The organism is Pseudoalteromonas sp. CO109Y (genome assembly GCF_004208935.1).
GTDB lineage: Bacteria > Pseudomonadota > Gammaproteobacteria > Enterobacterales > Alteromonadaceae > Pseudoalteromonas > Pseudoalteromonas shioyasakiensis.
Window position 1 is genome coordinate 1 of the sequence record NZ_SGPD01000040.1, and the last position, 18,641, is coordinate 18,641.

Sequence of the window (18,641 nt, forward strand, 5' to 3'; positions counted from 1 at the left end):
TTACTCTTTCTAACTTTACTCTTTCTAACTTTACTCTTTCTAACTTTACTCTTTCTAACTTTACTCTTTCTAACTTTCCCCTTTCTAACTTTCCCCTTTCTAACTTCCCCCTTTCTAACTTTCCCCTTTCTAACTTTCCCCTCGCTAACTCCTCCCCTGTAAACCCCCTTTACAGTCACAATGTGAGTAACTCCTTACATATATTTATCAAATATCGGACATTAATCCAAAAGCAGTTAGTAAAAAATCGGTTTATAGCCAAAATCAGTAACTTGAGTTAGTAAAAAATCGGTTTGTGCCGCTAGAAACCTAGCTTCAGTTAGTAAAATTTTGGTTTGTGAGGATGTTGAGTTGGTAAAAAATCGGTTTATAGCTTGGGTGAGTTAATAAAAAATCGGTTTGTAAATCGCAAGATTTTACAAAACAGCATTAAATTGCCGTTTATATGACCTAACTTTGGCCATTCTAGAGGCTGTGCTCTGCCAATAAGCCCTAAATTAAGGCTCATGAGGCGGAGGTAGTTAAATCCTGATCTAAAATTCTTAAGCTGGTAAATGCGTGATCTGTATTTTTATAAGCTAGTAAATAGCTGATCCAAGACTTGGTTAAAGAGTGATCCGAGATGCGAGATGCGAAGTGAGAGATGCGAAGTGAGAGATGCGAAGTGAGAGATGCGAAGTGAGAGATGCGAGGTGCGAGATGCGAGATGCGAGATGCGAGATGTGAGATGTGAGATGTGAGATGCGAGTCTGATGGCTGACGGCTGAAAGCTGATAGCTAAAATGTGAAAAAGGGCCCGAAGGCCCCTAACAACATTATTGAATTTTATACCCAGGCTGCGTGGAGATGCAGGTTTCAGCAAGAGATAAAACGCATTTAGACAAGGCATTGATTGCAGATAATGGTGGTTCCCTTATTAAAATCAATAACGCAGTATAAATGCGTTTTAGCCTTGCCCTTCGGGCGCTTCACAGGGGCTCCACTACTACGTTGTGACAAATCGAAAGGTACCTACATTCCTTCATTGTCACGCCTTGTATTGAAACCCCTGTGATAGCGCTGAAAATTACATCTTCACGTAGCCTGGGTATACGCAGGAAATTACAACTTGGTTAGAACTGGTTCATGGTATTTGCTTCACCACCGGCTTTAAGCGCATTTTCACCAGAGAAGTACTCTTTATGAGTATCACCAATGTTTGAACCTGCTAGGTCTTGGTGTTTCACTGATGCTTGCTCACGGCGGATTTCTTGACGTTGTACGTCGCGAACATACGCAAGCATGCCTAGGTCGCCGAAATAGCCTTCTGATAGAATATCAGTGCTTAGCGCCGCTGTATGGTAAGTTGGTAGCGTGATTAGGTGGTGGAAGATACCCGCTTCACGTGCACCATCTTTTTGGAAGTTTTGTACAAGTACATCTGCTGCCGCTGCAAGCTCTGTGTCATCCATTTCTGGCGCCATTAATGCTTTATTGTCATCGATGCTTGGGTAAGCAGATAGGTCTTTACCTTGTTCTTGCCACTCAGCATATACTTGCTCACGGAATTTAAGTGTCCAGTTGAACGACGGTGAGTTGTTGTATACCAGCTTAGCATTTGGTACTTGCTCTTTAACGCGGTTTACAAGCTCAGCGATTTGTTTAACGTTTGGCTTTTCTGTTTCAATCCACAGTAAGTCTGCGCCTGATTGTAAGCTAGTTACACAATCAAGAACTACGCGGTCTTTCTCTGTGCCTTCACGGAACTGGTATAAACCATTATCTAAACGTGTTGGTTTGCAAAGCTGACCATTCAGCTTCATTGCTGTGTCGCCTTCATTTAAGTCATCTACACTGTTTACAGGTGTTGTTTCAAGGAACGACGTGTATTGGCTAGCAAGGTCGCCAGGTGTTTTAGATACAGGCACTTTTTGAGTAAGGCTTGCACCTAATGAGTCAGTACGAGCAACGATAATACCGTTATCAATACCAAGCTCTAAGAATGCGTAACGAACAGCGTTAATTTTTGCTAGGAAATCTTCATGCGGTACAGTTACTTTACCAGCTTGGTGACCACATTGTTTTGCGTCAGATACTTGGTTCTCGATTTGGATAGCACATGCACCCGCTTCAATCATCTTTTTAGCCAGTAGGTAAGTTGCTTCTTCGTTACCGAAACCCGCATCGATGTCAGCAATAATTGGCACAACATGGCTTTCAAAGTTATCGATTTTATTTAGTACAGCTTGAACATCACCGCCGTTAGCTTTCGCTTCGTCTAGGTCTTTGTAAAGGTGGTCAAGTTCACGTGCATCAGCTTGCTTTAAGAAAGTGTAGATTTCTTCGATTAGCGCTGGAACAGATGTTTTTTCATGCATACTTTGGTCAGGTAATGGACCAAACTCAGAGCGAAGTGCCGCAACCATCCAGCCACTTAGGTATACATAGCTGCGTTTGGTTGTTTTGTTATGACGTTTAATTGCCATCATCATTTGCTGTGCAGTGAAACCATGCCAACAACCTAATGATTGTGTGTATTGGCTGTGGTCAGCATCGTAGGCTGCCATGTCTGCACGCATAATGTCTGCAGTGTATTGAGCAATGTCTAGACCCGTACGAAAACGGTTTTGTAAGCGCATACGGCTTGCGTATTCTGGGTTGATTGACTGCCACGTTTTGCCTTGTGTTTGACATAAAGTAGCTAGGTTATCGGTTTCGCGTTGATATGTTGTCATAATAAAAATCCTTCGAACGGGTTATCTATTTTTTGTTAGTGAGAGTGGCTACTTGGCATTTGCTTCGTAGCGCTTAACTCAACATTAGGCGGATTTTTTGGATTTAGTAAATTTATAGTTGTTATTGCCACTATATTTTTAGTGAATGGTAAATAGCCTGCTTATTAGCCTTTTTTACGATATGGTTGAACCATGAATGATCAAATTAAGCTCGTTTAAAGGACATTATTATGACCACTCTCTCACTTAACGGTTTAAGCGTTGATCAACAACTTGCACAGTTTGTTGAACAGCAACTTTTACCTGGAACAGGCATTAGCACAGACACCTTTTGGCAAGGTTTTGCTGATATCGTCAATGAACTAACGCCAATCAATCGTGCACTTTTAGAAAAACGCGAACAACTTCAAGCTAAGATTGATGACTACCACAAGCAGCAGCCGGTATGGGATGCAACTAACTATCAAGCATTCCTTGAAGACATTGGCTACCTCGTTCCTGAGCCAGCTAGCTTCAGCATAGAAACAGAGCAAGTAGAGCCTGAAATCGCAAGTACAGCTGGGCCGCAGCTCGTTGTGCCAGTAAGCAATGCACGCTTTGCTCTAAACGCAGCGAATGCTCGCTGGGGCTCTTTGTATGATGCGCTATACGGCACTGATGTATTGAGTGAAGATGACGGCGCAGAGAAAGGCTCTACATACAACCCTGTACGTGGCTTTAAAGTAATGGCTTATGCCCGCCAGTTCCTCGATAAAGCATTGCCTTTAGCAAATGGCTCACACATCGAAAGCACCAGCTATGCAGTAGTAAATAATGAGCTTTTAATCACATTACGTGACAGTAGTCAGGTTCGTTTAGCAAATCCTGAACAACTTATTGGCTACCAAGGTGAAGCGCAAAACCCAAGCGCTATCTTATTGAAAAATAATGGCTTACATGTAGAGCTGCAAATTGACCATCATCACCCAATCGGCCAAGCAGATAAAGCAGGCCTTAAAGATGTACTACTAGAAGCAGCCCTTACAACGATTATGGACTGTGAAGATTCTGTTGCTGCCGTTGATGCCGAAGACAAAGTAAATGTTTATCAAAACTGGCTTGGTTTAATGCAAGGAAACCTTGTAGAAGCATTTAACAAAGATGGCAAAACCATTGAGCGCCGTTTAGCACAAGACCGCCAATATCAAGGTGTAAATGGGGAAACAATCACGCTAAAAGGCCGTAGCATGATGTTTGTGCGTAACGTTGGCCATTTAATGACTAACCCAGCTATCCAAGATAGTGAAGGCAATGACGTGTTTGAAGGCATTATGGATGCCATTATCACCAGCACCGCAGCGCTTCATGATTTAAAAGGCACAAGCACCCTCAAAAATTCAACGGCTAATAGCATTAACATTGTTAAACCAAAAATGCATGGCCCAGAAGAAGTGGCATTCACTAATACCCTATTTACCCGCGTTGAGCAGCTGCTAGGCTTACCAGCAAACACCATTAAAATGGGTATTATGGATGAAGAACGCCGTACATCAGCTAACTTAAAAGCCTGTATTTTCGAAGCTAAAAAGCGTGTTGTATTCATCAATACCGGCTTCTTAGACCGCACTGGTGACGAAATTCATACTTCAATGCAAGCAGGTGTAGTACTGCCAAAAGGCGCTATTAAACTTGAACCTTGGATCAGCGCATACGAAGATCGCAACGTAGATATTGGTCTTGCAACTGGCCTTAGTGGTAAAGCACAGATTGGTAAGGGTATGTGGCCAATGCCAGATAAAATGGCGTTAATGATGGAACAAAAAAGTGGTCACCCGAAAAGTGGTGCAAATACCGCGTGGGTGCCCTCTCCTACTGCTGCAACACTGCATGCTATGCATTATCATGATATTGATGTATTTGCCTGTCAAAAAGCGCTTATGGACCGCAAAGAAGCAAGCCTTACCAGCTTACTCACTCCGCCGCTTATGAAAGATGCCAGCAGCTTAAGCAAAGAAGATATTCAAGCCGAACTTGATAACAATGCACAGGGTATTTTAGGTTATGTTGTGCGTTGGATTGACCAAGGTATTGGTTGCTCAAAAGTACCAGACATCAACCATGTAGGCTTGATGGAAGACCGTGCCACACTGCGTATTTCAAGCCAGCACATGGCCAACTGGCTGTATCATGGGGTTTGTTCTGAAGAGCAAATTAGAAAAACCATGGCACGCATGGCGAAAGTTGTTGATGGACAAAATGAAGGTGATCCGGCTTACAAAAATATGGCTGATTCAGCCGAAACCTTAGCACAAAGTGTTGCTTATCAAGCAGCTTTAGCCCTTGTATTAGAGGGAGTTAAACAACCTAGTGGTTATACTGAACCATTATTGCATGCGTTCCGTATAAAATATAAGTCGTTAAATTAGCCACTACACAACTCTCCTTCGAGTTTCATGTGTCGTTCATAGCAGCCTAAGGGCTGCTTTTTTTTGACTAATATCAATTGAACTCATAACGACAGTGAATACTCATCATTCACGACATAATAAAAATCTATTAAAAAAGGGGCATTTGTTACCAAATGCCCCTTTTTATACTAATTTTTTTAAAATTAGTTTTTGACAATCGCATTGTGATAAACGTTTTGCACGTCATCACAGTCATCAAGCATAGAAATAAACTTTTCAAAGTTTGCGATATCATCTGGATCAGTGATGTCAGTATGAACTTGTGGAACAAACGTGATTTCGTCTACTTCAAAGTTAATACCTTCAAATGCTTCTTCAAGAGCAGTTTTTGCTTTGTAGTACTCTGTATGTGGAGCGAAAACTGACACTTTGCCATCTTCTACTTCTACATCCGTTACGTCTACATCAGCCATCATTAGCGCTTCAAGTACAACTTCGTCGTCATCACCTTCAAAGCCTAAAACAGCTAAGTGATCGAACATATGCGCTACACAACCCGGTGTGCCAATTTTTGAATCTGTTTTTGTAAACGGTAAACGTACATCTTTGATAGTACGGTTAGGGTTATCAGTTAAACAGTCTACAATTACCATACAGTTACCTGGGCCGTAGCCTTCGTAACGTGCTGGAGAATAGTCTTCCCCTGCTCCACCAGCTGCTTTTTTGATTGCATTATCGATTACGTGTGCTGGAACTTGGTCTTTTTTTGCACGCTCAATAATACGTTTTAGCGCTTGGTTAACTTCTGGATCTGGTTCGCCATTTTTAGCAACAACGTAGATTTCTTTACCGTACTTAGAATTTACTTTAGTTTTTGCATTGGCTGTTTTAGCCATGGCGTTTTTGCGGACTTCAAATGCTCTGCCCATCTTATGCCTCTATGAATACATTTGATAATTGCCGATATTTTAGCAACTCATGACGGCTTGGGCTAGTACTAGGACATTTAGAAAAATAAAAAACTAACAATAAATCTCAGGAAAAATTAAAAACAAGGCTATTTAACATAACACCTTATTTTCTTGGAATGAGTCAACCAAAGTAGGTAGTTCTGAAAAATGATGCATTACATAATCGGCCTGATTCGCATACTCAGGAATTTCATCCGGAGCGTACAAGCAAGCACGCATATTGGCATTATGCGCAGCCTGAATATCAAATAAGTAATCGCCAACATAAAGTAACTCAGACTGATCAAGCTCCCATAGTGTAGCAATCGCATTCAAGGCACTTGGATCAGGCTTAGCTGGCGCATCAGAGCGAGTCAGCACAGTTTCTATTGGTAAGGGGTTATTCTTTAATTTAATAGCAGCTGCACGGTCGTAGTTACGAGTTACAATCGCCATCGGGATATTATTTTCTTTCAGCCTAGTAATTGCCTCAGCAACACCTGGCAATAAATGAGCGTGTTGTGCATCTATGAGTTCATGCTGATGAACTATGTTCATCGCCTCTTCACGCATGTAAGGCGAAGGTAATGATGCAATGTAAGCAAGTAAGTCATTCTCAACAGGACAGCCTACCTGCGCTTTGATAAGCGAAAAATCCAACTCTGATGAAACCAAAGTACCATCTAAGTCAAAGATTACACCACGGATATTGTTGTCATGGATAGTCATATAAATCCCTGTATATGAGAGTTGGGAAAATTTTGAAGCCCATTAATAAGATAGTTTACGAAATGGGTTAATTAAAGGATCAAAGGATTAAAAAAGGAACTTTTTTAATCCTTTTGGATTGGTATTACTCTGGATTGACCGACTCAAACCTAGCCTCAAGCCAGGTATCATCTTGGCTAAAGGTCAGTGTTTTTACCTTTCCTTTGCCTTCAATGTTTACCATATTTACTTGTGCTGGCCATAGGTCACGAAGTGCTCCGTTGCTCATACGAATACCATGAATTCCCTCTGGTATCGTGACTTCTTGATAAACCCAAAAGAATTTACCATCAACTTGCGCACCCACATCTTTAAGTTCAAGTGGTTTGCCACCTAAAGTTTGTAGAGCAATATGTGACTCAACATAATCAGCAAAACGCTTTTGATCTTCTTTATTACTTAATATATCAGCATTGCCGTCAAACAAATGCTCAACGGCGTGTTCTGTATCATGTAAATAAAAACGATGCATCAGCTCTATGTTGTTAGTCCGTTTGTTAAATAACACGGTAGTCACAGACGCTTTTAACTGGTGCGCCATAGTTGGCGCACTCAGTAATAAAGCAAGAATAATGGCTGTAAAGCGCATTATTGTTGCTCCTCAGCATCTTTTTCGTCGTCTTTTTTCAGCTCAGTTTTAATATCTTGCATGATATCGCGGCTAACTTTCGCTTTACTCTTCTCACGTTTGTACACTTCAATGCGTGATGGAATAATACGACGCGGGTAGTTGTTGTTTTCTACATCAACATCCGCTGTTTCCCAGCGTGGATCGACTGTAACAGACACTAGGTTTTTACCTTTTTCTGTAACAATTAGCTTTTGTACATGCTTGTGGTTACGACGCCAGATTTCAGCCGGAATGTACTGCTCTTCTTTCGTACCATCTTCATAAGTAAGCTCAAGTAAGATAGGCATGACTAAGCCACCTAAGTTTGAGAACTCAAGTACGTAGTAGTTTTTATCTTCTTTGATTGCACGCTCAAACGTTTTACGTTCCCAAGGCTCTAAACCTTTAAGGAATTTGTTATACGCGTTGCGCTCTTTGTTAGTTACTGTGAAGCGGTCGTTTTCGTCGTAGAAGTCAGTTACGTCTGGGTTTTCTTCAACCCACAGTTTTTTGCCTTCTTCTTTATTACGTTTTACGAATAACGGCATTGGCTTGTCAGCTTCGATATCACGTAAACGATTAAAGTCGATATCAGGGTTTTTGGTATCTAAACGAAGTTGGTAAACCTTGTCTAACGAGATATCAACGTGATCTGTGGTGTAGAACCAACCACGCCAGAACCAATCAAGGTCAACACCTGATGCTTCTTCCATAGTACGGAAGAAATCAGCTGGAGTAGGGCGCTTGTACTTCCAACGCTGTGCATATTCTTTAAATGCAAAGTCGAATAACTCACGGCCAAGGATCACTTCACGTAAAATGTTAAGTGCAGCAGCAGGCTTAGTATAAGCATTAGGGCCTAAACGTAATACGCTGTCTGACTGAGTCATAACAGGCACTTGGTTTTCAGACTTCATGTATGCAACAACATCGCGAGGCTCAACACCCCAAGGAATTGTGTGGTCCCATTCACGACCAGCAACACCATCTAAGAAGCTGTTAAGACCTTCATCCATCCACGTCCATTGACGTTCATCAGAGTTAACCACCATAGGGAAGTAAATGTGACCTACTTCGTGGATAACAACGCCGATTAAGAAACGCTTTTCTGCTTGTGAGTAAGTACGAGTACCGTCGTCTTGTAGGTCAGTACGCGGGCCATTGAAGGTGATCATTGGATATTCCATACCACCTACAGGACCATTTACAGACTGAGCCACAGGGTAAGGGTAGTCAAACGAGAAGCGTGAATACACTTCCATTGTATGAACAACAGCTTCAGTAGAGTACTTCTTCCAAAGGTCGCCACCTTCTTTCGGGTAGAAAGACATTGCCATTACTAACGGCTGATCTTTACCGCCTTGATGATAGCCTTTTGCGTCCCACATAAATTTACGTGAAGAAGCCCATGCAAAGTCACGTACATTTTCAGCTTTGAAGTGCCATGTTTTTGTTTTGTCTGTGCCTTCTTTCTCGTTTTCTAACGCTTCTTCTTCAGTCACGATGAAAACAGGGCGCTTAGCATCTTCAGCTTGTTCAAGACGCTTACGCTGTGTGCTAGTCAGAACGCTGCTTGGGTTATCAAGCTTACCTGTTGCCGATACGATGTGATCAGCAGGTACTGTAATTTCTACATCATAATCACCAAACTCAAGTGTAAACTCACCGCTTCCTAAGAAAGCTTTGTTAGTCCAGGCTTCATAGTCAGTGTATGCAGCAAGACGAGGGAACCACTGCGCTAATAAAAAGATATCGTTACCATCTTCTTCAAAGTGTTCATAACCTGAACGCGCGCCAACGGCGTCTTCTTCAACAATGTTAAAGGCGAAGTCCATGCTGAACTCAACGTCTTTACCCGGTTTAAGCGGCTCGTTTAAGTCGATACGCATTAAGGTATCTACTACAGTAACTTTAAGCTCTTTTCCGTCTTCGTCTTTAACATTGGCGATTTGATAACCCAGCTCGTTGTCGGCCATGAATTGCTGACGACGTAACTGACCTAAGCTCAATTTAGTTGATTTTGGCTGAGGGTCACCTTGCAATGTTTTACCATTGAAAGTTGATGTCATTTCAGCAATTGAGTCAGATTTAAAGATATTTTGGTCTAGTTGTAACCAAAGGTACTTTAACGTGTGCGGCGAGTTATTTTTGTATTCGATAGTTTGGCTTGCTGTTAAGCGGCGTTTCTTTTCATCAAGCTTTACATCGATGTCGTAGTTTACTTGCTGTTGCCAGTAATTTTCAGCGGGTTCACCGGCTGCACTACGGTATACGTTTGGAGTTGGAAGTGCTTCATCTAGCTGACGGAACTTGTCAACGAATGAGCCTTTAGTTTGCTCAACAGATGACGCCATCACAGCTGAAGATACTGCTAAAGGCAATACCAAAGCACTCAATTTGAGAACTGCTTTTTTCATTGTTAATCCTGTAATTAATTTGCCAGCGTACCATCGCAAACTGCTAACAAAGTTGCAATAAAATAACGATAAAGTGCGGGATTTTTCGGGTAGTATTCGATGTTTTATTGAAGACCTATTTTTCACAAAAAAATTGCCTTGATTAACACCTTGTAAACCCCCTTTACAAAACACTGGTTAATTTTAGTTCAGCACTAATTCATCCCAAAGTATTACAGTTGATTAGTAGATACTCTGCTTAAATTCTAGTTAATGATGAAAGGGTGATTAGATGAAGTTTTATATTGTAAAAAAAGACTCTCGTTTAGCAGCCATTCCTGCTCAAGAATCAATTCTAAACGAGTACAAAGAACGCGGATTTGAATTTGTCGAAGTGATTGCAGCTTGTGATGAGTCAGATGCATTATCTCGCACGAACCCGAGTGTAAATGGGTCTAAAAAGTGGCTAATTTACCCGACTGCACTGGTAATTTTATCCTTAATTGCCATTATTTTTGTAATAAATTAAATTTTGCGACATTTGCTATTGAAATTTACTGCCATTTGTATTTAAAATCGCCCACTTTTTTGATTTTGGGGTCTGCGAAGCACGCATTTTAAACCCCAAAATGTTTGGTAATCAGCATAGAATTCGGTGAGCGTATGGATTTCTATATCCTAAAAAAACAACAAGAACTAATTGCAATTCCAGCGGACGAACAAAATTGTAAACAGTACCTAGATTCAGGGTATTTTTATATCGACAAAGTAGCGGCATGTAATGAAACAAATGCCCTTAAGATTTTACAAGCTAAGCAAACCAAAGCGCTTAAAGTACCTATGATAATGGCATTGTTAGCATTGCCTATGGTGGTTTTTGCTTGGTATAGCCTAAGTTAACAAACCAGGCTGGGCATCTTGGCTCAGCTTAGGTATATTGACGCTCTTAATAAATAATAAGAGCGTTTAATGAAAGTCCTTCATACATCTGATTGGCATTTAGGCCAACAATTCTACGAGCATTCCCGATTCGATGAGCATCAAGCATTTCTAGCTTGGTTAACCGATACGCTTGTGTCAGAACAGATCGACTTACTACTGGTTGCGGGTGACATTTATCATACGGCAACGCCACCTGCCAGCGCAGAAAACCAACTCTACCAATTTATTAAAACCACTAAGCAGCATTGCCCTGACTTACACATAGTGATTATTGCTGGTAACCATGATTCAGCAAATCGTATTATGGCGGCAAAACCTTTATTGGCTCAGTTTGATACCCATGTTGTTGGCCGCTTTGATAGCAACGCTCCTCATGAAGTAGTACTGCCAATCAGCACAAAAAATGGCGATGCGAATGTTGTTGCTATGCCATTTTTACGTAGCAGTGATTTAAGCAGTTATAACCGCCAACAAGAGCAACCGTTAAGTTACAACCAAGCAGTTGCCCTTGCCTACAAAGATGCATTACAAGCAGCAAGCGAATTACCAAACGCGCCATTAATTGCTATGGGCCACCTGCATGCAAAAGGTGGAGACATCTCATCTGATTCTGAACGTAACTTAGTGATTGGCGGTGAAGATGCGATATCGGCAAGCATATTTACTGATCAACCTGATTATGTTGCACTAGGGCATCTTCATAAAGCTCAGACAGTCGCGAAAAAAGAAACTATTCGCTACAGTGGCACGCCTATGCCGATGTCATTTTCTGAAAGACGCTATCAGCATCAAGTTGTGCTAGTCGAGCTTAGTGACTCAGGTACATCTGTAAACCCCCTTTACATTCCTAGCTTTTGTAAAGTCATGTTGCTACCAGAAAAAGACTGCGTACCACTGAACGAACTCTGTGAGCTTATAAAACAGCTCGATTTAACAGATGAAGATTTAGCGCCATACCTGCGGGTTAAATTGAGCGCCCATGACACTGACACCACTTTTAGAGAGCAAATAGAACAAGCTCTTGAAGGTAAGCAGGTTAAGTTTTGTGGCATTGAAAGAGTACGTCAGCAGGGCAATCAGCAAGACGATGAACAAACTCTATTTGAAGATGTCTCGCAAATTGAAGCGCTAAACCCACATTCACTTTTAGAGCAAGCATTTGCAAACAATAAAGATATGGCAGGGCAGGCGGTGCCAAAAGAATTAGAAGGCTTACTAAGCCAAGTGATCGATGAGTTGAATGCAGAGGACCTACTATGAAAATTTTAGCGATTCGTGTTCACCAACTAGCCTCTATCTTAGACGCCGTAGTCGACTTTAGCGCTTCACCATTAAAAGAAGCAGGGCTGTTTGCCATTACGGGTGATACTGGCGCCGGTAAAAGCACATTACTCGATGCCATTTGCTTAGCGCTTTATAATAAAACCGCAAGGTTACGCGGCGATACAGGCAATAAAATTGACTTTAACGGCGACAATATCAAACTCAATGACTCGCGAAACTTATTACGCCGCGGGGCAGGGCAGGGCTATGCCGAAGTTGACTTCATTGGCCAAGATAAACAGCAGTACCGAGCAAGGTTAAGTTTTAGCCGAGCGCGTAATAAAGCCGATGGCAAATTACAGCCTGCGCAACATAGCCTGTACTCATTACCCGATGAAACCCTAATCGCTGATAGGAGTGCTGCAAGTAAAGAAATCGAGCGTATTATCGGTTTAAGCTTTGAACAGTTCTCACGCGCTGTGCTGCTTGCTCAACATGAATTTGCAGCATTTTTAAAAGCAACCGGGGATGAGCGTGCGCAACTACTTGAATGCTTAACAGGCACCGATAAATTTAGCCGTATTGGTCAGCGAATTTTTGAACGCCATCGTGAACAGCTGCAAGCATTAGAGCAGTTAAAGTTAAGTTTAAGTAACTATCAGGTTTTAAGCCCTGAACAGGTCGAAACTAAACAAGCAGAACAAAAAGCGCTTGAGGCTAAACTTGCTGAGTTGCAAAAGCAAATAAAACAATTTGAACAGTACCAAGGGTGGTACAAGCAAGCATCTCAGCAGCAACAGCAACTAAACCAGGCAGAGCAAGCAAAGCAAGAGTTACAACAAAAAATGCACGCGCTTGCTGAAAAAGCCACTGAAGCGAAACAAGCCCAGCAATGCCTAGAAATAAAAGATAACCGCGAGCGCGTTACTTCGATTGCTGCTCAACATGGGCAACTTATTAAAAACCGTGAGCAGCTTTTAAATGTTGATCATAAAACATTGATCAAAGACGCTGAGCAAACACTTGAGAAGCAAACAGCGCAACTAAACCAAGCAAAGCAAGCACAAAAAGACGCGCAGCCTATTATTAGCCAGGCCCGTGAGTTAGACAAGCAACTTGCCGTATTAAACCAGCAAGCATCAGCGCAAAAAGTACAAGCAGAGAAAGCGACACACCATCATCAAGAGCTGACTAATAAACTAAATAGCCATAAAGCAGAGCAGCAAAAACAGCTCGATCAACAAGCGCAAATAAATAGCTATTTAGAAACGCATGCACAATGGCAACCATTAGCAAAAGACTGGTCATTCTTTAAAAGTGAGTTAAGCCGCTTTAGCCAGCAACAGCACACAATTAGCCAATCACAGCAAAACGTAAAAGCTCTTCAACCTAAAATTGATGAGCAGCAAACAGCTGCGCAGCAGTGTAAAACTCAATACCAAGCCCTTGAGCAAGAAATTAAGCGCTTAGTTGATCAAGATACCGCCTTTAAATCGAGTTTAAACACCCAATCAATGGCAGATATTGATGCGGGGCTTGAGGCGATTAAGCACCTGATTGAAAAGCGCCAAGTGTGGCAAACTAATCATCAGCAGTTAAAAAATTGGCAAATCCAGCTAAACACATTAAGCCAAACTGAGCAGCAACTACAAACAGCATTAAAAGATGCGCAGCAAGGTGCAGAGCAAGCACAGCAGCAGGTTTCGCTTTGTGAGCAAAACTTACAGCAAGTGCAGTTAAGAGCCAGTGAAGGGGTTAGCCAGTTACGCGCCACTTTAAAGGCAGGGGAGCCGTGTGCAGTATGTGGCTCAAAAGAGCACCCATTTATGCATGAAGAAATGGTAAACGAGCAATTTAGTCAACTTATTAACGACTTTACCAACCAGTTAACTAACGCCAAACAGCACTTAAAAGCTCAGCAAGCATTACAGCAAGCTAAAAGTAATGAGCTGGCGGCATGCAGCCAACAGATAAGCTCGTTAAGCGGGCAAATCTCGGAACTGAGCGCTCAACAACAGAGCCTCAAAGAAACCATGGCAGCTAATCGTACTGAGCTAAATGATTTAACCGAAGATCAGTTAAACGAGCGTCAGCAACAGCTAAGCTTGCAAAAACAGCAGTACTACAAAACCCTTGAACAGCAACAGCAGCTGCAAAACACGCTTTCGGCTAAGCAAGCTGAGTATAATCAGCAAGGGCAAGCGCTACATAGCAAAGAGCAGCAGTTAAACGAATTACTGCAACAGCTAAATAATCAGCAAACACGTTTAAACGAGCTCAATGATGAGCATCAGCAGCTTTATACGACACTGAATCAACAGTTCACTAGTGCACCTTGGTGGCAGGCACTCAATACACAAAGCATTTCTTTAGAGAACATTGCAGAGCACGTTGAGGCTTATCAAGCTTCGCTGCAAACGGCAGATGAGATTAAAACTAGCTTAAAAGCCATTGAGCAGCACCTTGCACATGTAACTCCGCAGCTAAACGAAGCACATACCTCCTTAACTCAGTGCAACGAGCAACTAAGCCAAACTCAAAACGAACTCACGCAGATAAAATCAAAGCGCGAGGGCTTATTTAGTAACGCAGCGATATCGGTAGATGAGTTTATAGCAGAGCTTGAAAAGGCGATAGATTCAGCGCAGCAGGCACTGCAACTTGCCCAGACAAACTATAGTAATGCGGTGAAGGCGCGTGACGAACAAGCCATTCAAATCGCCAATATTGACGAGCGTGAAAAAGAGCTCACCGCTGAGCAAGCGGAGCTTAATGAGCGCTTTAGTCTGTGGTTTAACGATTTTAAAGCGCAGCACCCAAGCTTGGATGAGCAAGCAGTTAGTCAGTTATTAACAATAAGCCCCGCTGAAATTAAACAAACTCTGGCAGATTATCACACCGCCGAGAGTAGCTTAAAAGACGCTGAGGCGCTTTTAAAACAGCGACAGCAGGCGCTGGCTCAGCACCAAAAAGACAAACCAGCTCTCGGTGAAGATGAGCTGCAATTACAGCTTAATCAAGCCACAGAGCAACAAGTACAAGCGAATAACGCATTATTGCAAGTTGCGACTGAGCTTAAAACCCATCAACAAAATAGCCAAGCGCTGGCTGATAAACAAAAGCTATTAGTTGAACAGCAAAAAAGCTATGAGCACTGGCATTTACTCAATAAGGTGCTCGGGGATGCCAGCGGTAAAACCATGCGTAATTTAGCGCAAACGCAAACTTTAAAAATACTGCTACATTATGCGAATAGTCACTTACAGACACTAAATAAACGCTACAAATTAACAGCCATAGGGCAAACGCTCGATATCGCTATTATCGATAAAGACATGGCCGATGAGCAGCGCTCTGTTAATACATTATCTGGCGGTGAGTCATTTTTAGTGTCGTTAGCACTGGCATTAGGGCTTGCTTCGTTGTCGTCAAATAAAGTACAGATAAACTCTTTGTTTATCGACGAAGGGTTTGGTACGTTGGACAGTGAAACGTTAAGCATCGCGATGGATGCTCTTGATTCTCTGCAAGCACAAGGCCGCAAAGTAGGGGTTATTTCTCACGTATCAGAAATGACCGAACGCGTTGCCACGCAAGTGCATGTAGCGAAAAAACCAGGTGGTTATTCGACCATCTCAGTTATTTAAAGGATTAGCATGCCAACTTTTAATCACGAAGAAGCAAATCACTACGACGAACGCATTTTGCGCCTAGTTCCAGGTTATGAGCTATTACATCAAGCAACCGCAGCCCAATTAGCAACCACGCTGAACGATGATGCGTGCATTTTAGTGGTTGGTGCCGGAACTGGTAAAGAAATCATCGAATTAGCGGCGCTAAAACCAAGCTGGCAATTTATTGCTCAAGATATTTCACAAGACATGCTCGATATTGCCGAGCAACAGTTTGGCCAGCATAACATCAGCGACCGCGTGACAGTACACTGCGGTGATATCAACGACATCGACACTCAATGTGACGCAGCACTGTGTTTACTGGTAATGCACTTTGTTGAAGATAATGGCGATAAAAAAGCGCTGTTAAAAGCGATTCACAGCAAACTTAAAAAATCGAGCAACTTATACATTGCCGATTTAATGCGCCCAGAAACCGCTTTTGAGCGCGAATCTCAATTACAGCTCTGTACGCAGTTAGGTTTGACCGAAGTCGGCGTAGAACGCATGCGCCACAACCTAGAGCACGAGTTTTACCCATTAGACCGCATTCGTTTTGCAGAGTTAATGAATGAAACCCGCTTCAGCACCCCAAAACAATACTTTAAAGTGCTTGGTTTTGCAGGGTATGTCGTTGGGAGTTAGCTACGTTCTAGAGCTGTCAGCTATCAGCCGTCAGCTCTCAGATTGAAACCAACAAGTTAGCGAGCTACAAGGGGAAAGAGTAAAGTTACGAGCATTGCACCTTGAGTCGTTCAACCATTTTAGAAAAAAGCATTTTAGCTCATGACTATTAGATGAATTTGGCATAGAAATTTCTAAGGGCTATGGCTAAACTAAGATGTAAAAAGCGTCGAGCGTTTTTGTCATTTTGGAGAGGCTTGTTCAATTCGGCTCAATGACTCTCGCTCAAATTTAAGGGCTTCTTTTCTGTCACCCAAATAACGTGGTACACCTGCGATAGCCATAAAACCCCCAATAGGTTTTTCGTGGTAACCAATAATCAACCCACCATAGCAATTATGAGCATGGTTACCGCTTAACAAAGTTGAATTATTGGTAACTAGTAAATTTGAAGGGCGCACTAAAATTTCTACGCCATTTCTTAAAAATCTCCCCCTTTCTATGACAACCCTGTTAGGGGGATAGAAATCGATTTCTAGTAAAATTTTTCTATGTGCTTCTCTTAAGGTTAACTTTGTTCCGACCAATTGTATATCCCATGGAGAAGTAGAGTAGTAAAGTTGATTATTTTTAATATGTAATACGGGAGCATTAAATTCATCAAATATGACAACATTAAGTAACAAATGCCCATCAGCTAATACCAAACCAATTAAAGGAGTCCCATCCACGCTTATTGGAACCATAGCCGTGCCATAACCTCGATCTTGGCAAGTAAAACTATTACCTCCGATTTCAACTTTCGCCTCTTTTCCTGCGAAATGTAAGTTATATGGTTTGGATACACCTTTTCTTAAATTATAAGGGTTTTTGTCTGCTTCTTTTACTACTTCCTTTGGAAGTAACCCACCGGTTTTTTCCCTATGGTGTTGATCACATAGTAAGGTAATTTCTTCTGCCACATGGCGTTTAACTTCAGCCCATTCCTCCATGTGTTCGTACTCATAAAGAGGCATTCCGCAAATTACGCACCCAAAACCACAACGCTGCCGAACTTCTCTCTGAATTGGTAATGGAATATTACGGCTACTGCATTCTTGATTATTATCCAAATTCATTTCCATATCTCCAAAAGGCAACGCCGCAATATGGGGCGTATTAAACTTGGCTAAAATTAACTATGAACGAGCGCAAGCCAAGCTTAAGACATCCTTTCATGCGTTTGTTATAGGTTTTTGCTACCGATAATTATGTTGCAAGCTTTAACAACATTAGCCCGATAATATTCGATAGTTTCTTCTAATTCTTTGTCAGCTTTGGCCAAAAACTCATCTGAACACTTCGATCTAACATGATTTATAGGCAAATGGTCTGTTTCAGATTCAATTTCACCAAAGATGTGAAATTCAGTGTCCCAGCACTGACCATATTTTTGATTTCCAATACGCCAAAGTGCAATTACGTTATCTAAGTAATTTTCATCGCTTTTCAGTAATTTTTCCGCAAGCATAATTGCTTCTTCAGGCACTTAATTCACTCCTACTCTAGAAACTTATATCCCCCGCATAACAGGCAACGAATGTTTATAAGTTTGTTACGTGACGTTTTCACAAATGGGTGCTTGTCCAAGCTTGAGTATCATTTCCTTTTTATCAGTTAACACCACTAGAGTTTTATCAACTTCATTCCAAGCAATGTCTATAACACCATCTATTAGGTCGTCATCGTAATCTTCATCCACTGTATTTTCAGAATATGAAAGAACGGATTTACAGACAAATTTCAACAATGGCTTGAAGTCATTCACGTTATTTACAAATTCAATCGTAAAAGTTCGGTTATCGATGTCATAGAGCATTCTCGATATGTAAGGAGAACAGTTTGGAATCCAATACTCTAGGTTGTTCATATGACACTCTTAGCCACCTAACAATTTTATTGTGCGCTTCGCGCGTATTTCAGCTGATATCACGCTCATATATTTGATAATTCTATTATTACCAAAGAAGGTAATGCATTGCTAACTATAAATTTTTATTGATACTAAAGATGTTCAGAAAGAAAAATGGCTCAGCGCTGATTTTTATCATATTTGCAGGGTATGTGGTTGGGAGTTAGAGAGCCATGAAGCATCGCGCGAAATAAATTTCATGCCTACGCGATGTAAAATCGCTGCTACCTCAAAACTCGCTAGCTGATGGTTTTGATGATCTGACTCCATAAAAGTAGACACCTCTTTGGAGTCAGTAATCATGAAAGTAAAGTCACAGCGTAGATATTCCCTCGAATTTAAAATAAAAGTCGTTCAAGAGT

Annotated in this window: 14 protein-coding genes; 6 read left to right on the forward strand and 8 right to left on the reverse strand. The window is 41.6% G+C overall.

Going from position 1 to position 18,641, the window contains the following annotated elements; all coding sequences use genetic code 11:
- Positions 1–1,112 precede the first annotated feature (1,112 nt).
- The gene (locus EXT43_RS16565) at positions 1,113–2,714 is read right to left on the reverse strand and encodes an isocitrate lyase (protein WP_054563156.1); all 1,602 of its coding nucleotides are present in this window, start codon (positions 2,712–2,714) and stop codon (positions 1,113–1,115) included.
- A 227-nt stretch (positions 2,715–2,941) separates the two neighbouring features.
- On the opposite strand from EXT43_RS16565, the gene EXT43_RS16570 reads away from it, so the two are divergent.
- Positions 2,942–5,119: a malate synthase G gene (locus EXT43_RS16570; RefSeq protein ID WP_130167483.1), complete on the forward strand. Its 2,178-nt coding sequence runs from the start codon at positions 2,942–2,944 to the stop codon at positions 5,117–5,119.
- Between the two features lie 185 nt (positions 5,120–5,304).
- Here the strand turns inward: EXT43_RS16570 and EXT43_RS16575 are convergent, their stop codons facing one another.
- From EXT43_RS16575 to EXT43_RS16590, 4 genes are all read right to left on the reverse strand, one after another.
- Positions 5,305–6,030, reverse strand: coding sequence for a YebC/PmpR family DNA-binding transcriptional regulator (locus tag EXT43_RS16575; protein ID WP_054553380.1), 726 nt, complete (start codon positions 6,028–6,030; stop codon positions 5,305–5,307).
- A 132-nt stretch (positions 6,031–6,162) separates the two neighbouring features.
- A complete protein-coding gene (locus EXT43_RS16580; RefSeq protein WP_055021253.1) occupies positions 6,163–6,780 on the reverse strand; it encodes an HAD family hydrolase in 618 nt (205 codons plus the stop codon).
- A 124-nt stretch (positions 6,781–6,904) separates the two neighbouring features.
- Complete coding sequence (locus tag EXT43_RS16585) at positions 6,905–7,408, reverse strand: DUF6702 family protein (RefSeq protein ID WP_062565431.1); 504 nt, start codon at positions 7,406–7,408, stop codon at positions 6,905–6,907.
- Positions 7,408–9,846 carry a M1 family metallopeptidase gene (locus EXT43_RS16590; RefSeq protein WP_130167484.1) on the reverse strand — a complete coding sequence of 813 codons (2,439 nt, stop codon included), beginning with the start codon at positions 9,844–9,846 and terminating at the stop codon, positions 7,408–7,410. Before EXT43_RS16590 ends, EXT43_RS16585 begins: the two co-directional genes overlap by 1 nt.
- 271 nt (positions 9,847–10,117) lie before the next feature.
- Here EXT43_RS16590 and EXT43_RS16595 point away from each other — a divergent pair, with 271 nt between their 5' ends.
- The 5 genes from EXT43_RS16595 (at position 10,118) to EXT43_RS16615 (ending at position 16,349) form a co-directional block, all read left to right on the forward strand.
- Positions 10,118–10,354, forward strand: coding sequence for a hypothetical protein (locus tag EXT43_RS16595; RefSeq protein WP_062565433.1), 237 nt, complete (start codon positions 10,118–10,120; stop codon positions 10,352–10,354).
- A gap of 134 nt (positions 10,355–10,488) precedes the next feature.
- The gene (locus EXT43_RS16600) at positions 10,489–10,725 is read left to right on the forward strand and encodes a hypothetical protein (protein WP_054553375.1); all 237 of its coding nucleotides are present in this window, start codon (positions 10,489–10,491) and stop codon (positions 10,723–10,725) included.
- Between the two features lie 69 nt (positions 10,726–10,794).
- Entirely contained in the window at positions 10,795–12,027 is a 1,233-nt protein-coding gene (locus tag EXT43_RS16605; RefSeq protein ID WP_130167485.1) for an exonuclease SbcCD subunit D C-terminal domain-containing protein, read from the forward strand.
- Entirely contained in the window at positions 12,024–15,677 is a 3,654-nt protein-coding gene (locus EXT43_RS16610; RefSeq protein ID WP_130167486.1) for an SbcC/MukB-like Walker B domain-containing protein, read from the forward strand. The genes EXT43_RS16605 and EXT43_RS16610 overlap by 4 nt, the downstream gene beginning before the upstream one ends.
- 9 nt (positions 15,678–15,686) lie before the next feature.
- Positions 15,687–16,349, forward strand: a complete 663-nt coding sequence (locus tag EXT43_RS16615) for a class I SAM-dependent methyltransferase (RefSeq protein ID WP_130167487.1) — start codon at positions 15,687–15,689, stop codon at positions 16,347–16,349.
- Positions 16,350–16,570: 221 nt separating this feature from the next.
- Here the strand turns inward: EXT43_RS16615 and EXT43_RS16620 are convergent, their stop codons facing one another.
- From EXT43_RS16620 to EXT43_RS16630, 3 genes are all read right to left on the reverse strand, one after another.
- Positions 16,571–17,452 (reverse strand): cell division protein, encoded by an 882-nt coding sequence (locus EXT43_RS16620; protein ID WP_240701525.1) that lies wholly within the window; start codon positions 17,450–17,452, stop codon positions 16,571–16,573.
- Positions 17,453–17,553: 101 nt separating this feature from the next.
- The gene (locus EXT43_RS16625; protein WP_240701526.1) at positions 17,554–17,856 is read right to left on the reverse strand and encodes a hypothetical protein; all 303 of its coding nucleotides are present in this window, start codon (positions 17,854–17,856) and stop codon (positions 17,554–17,556) included.
- 66 nt (positions 17,857–17,922) lie between these two features.
- On the reverse strand, positions 17,923–18,237 hold the full coding sequence (locus EXT43_RS16630) for a hypothetical protein (protein ID WP_130167489.1): 315 nt from the start codon (positions 18,235–18,237) through the stop codon (positions 17,923–17,925).
- Between the last annotated feature and the right edge of the window lie 404 nt (positions 18,238–18,641).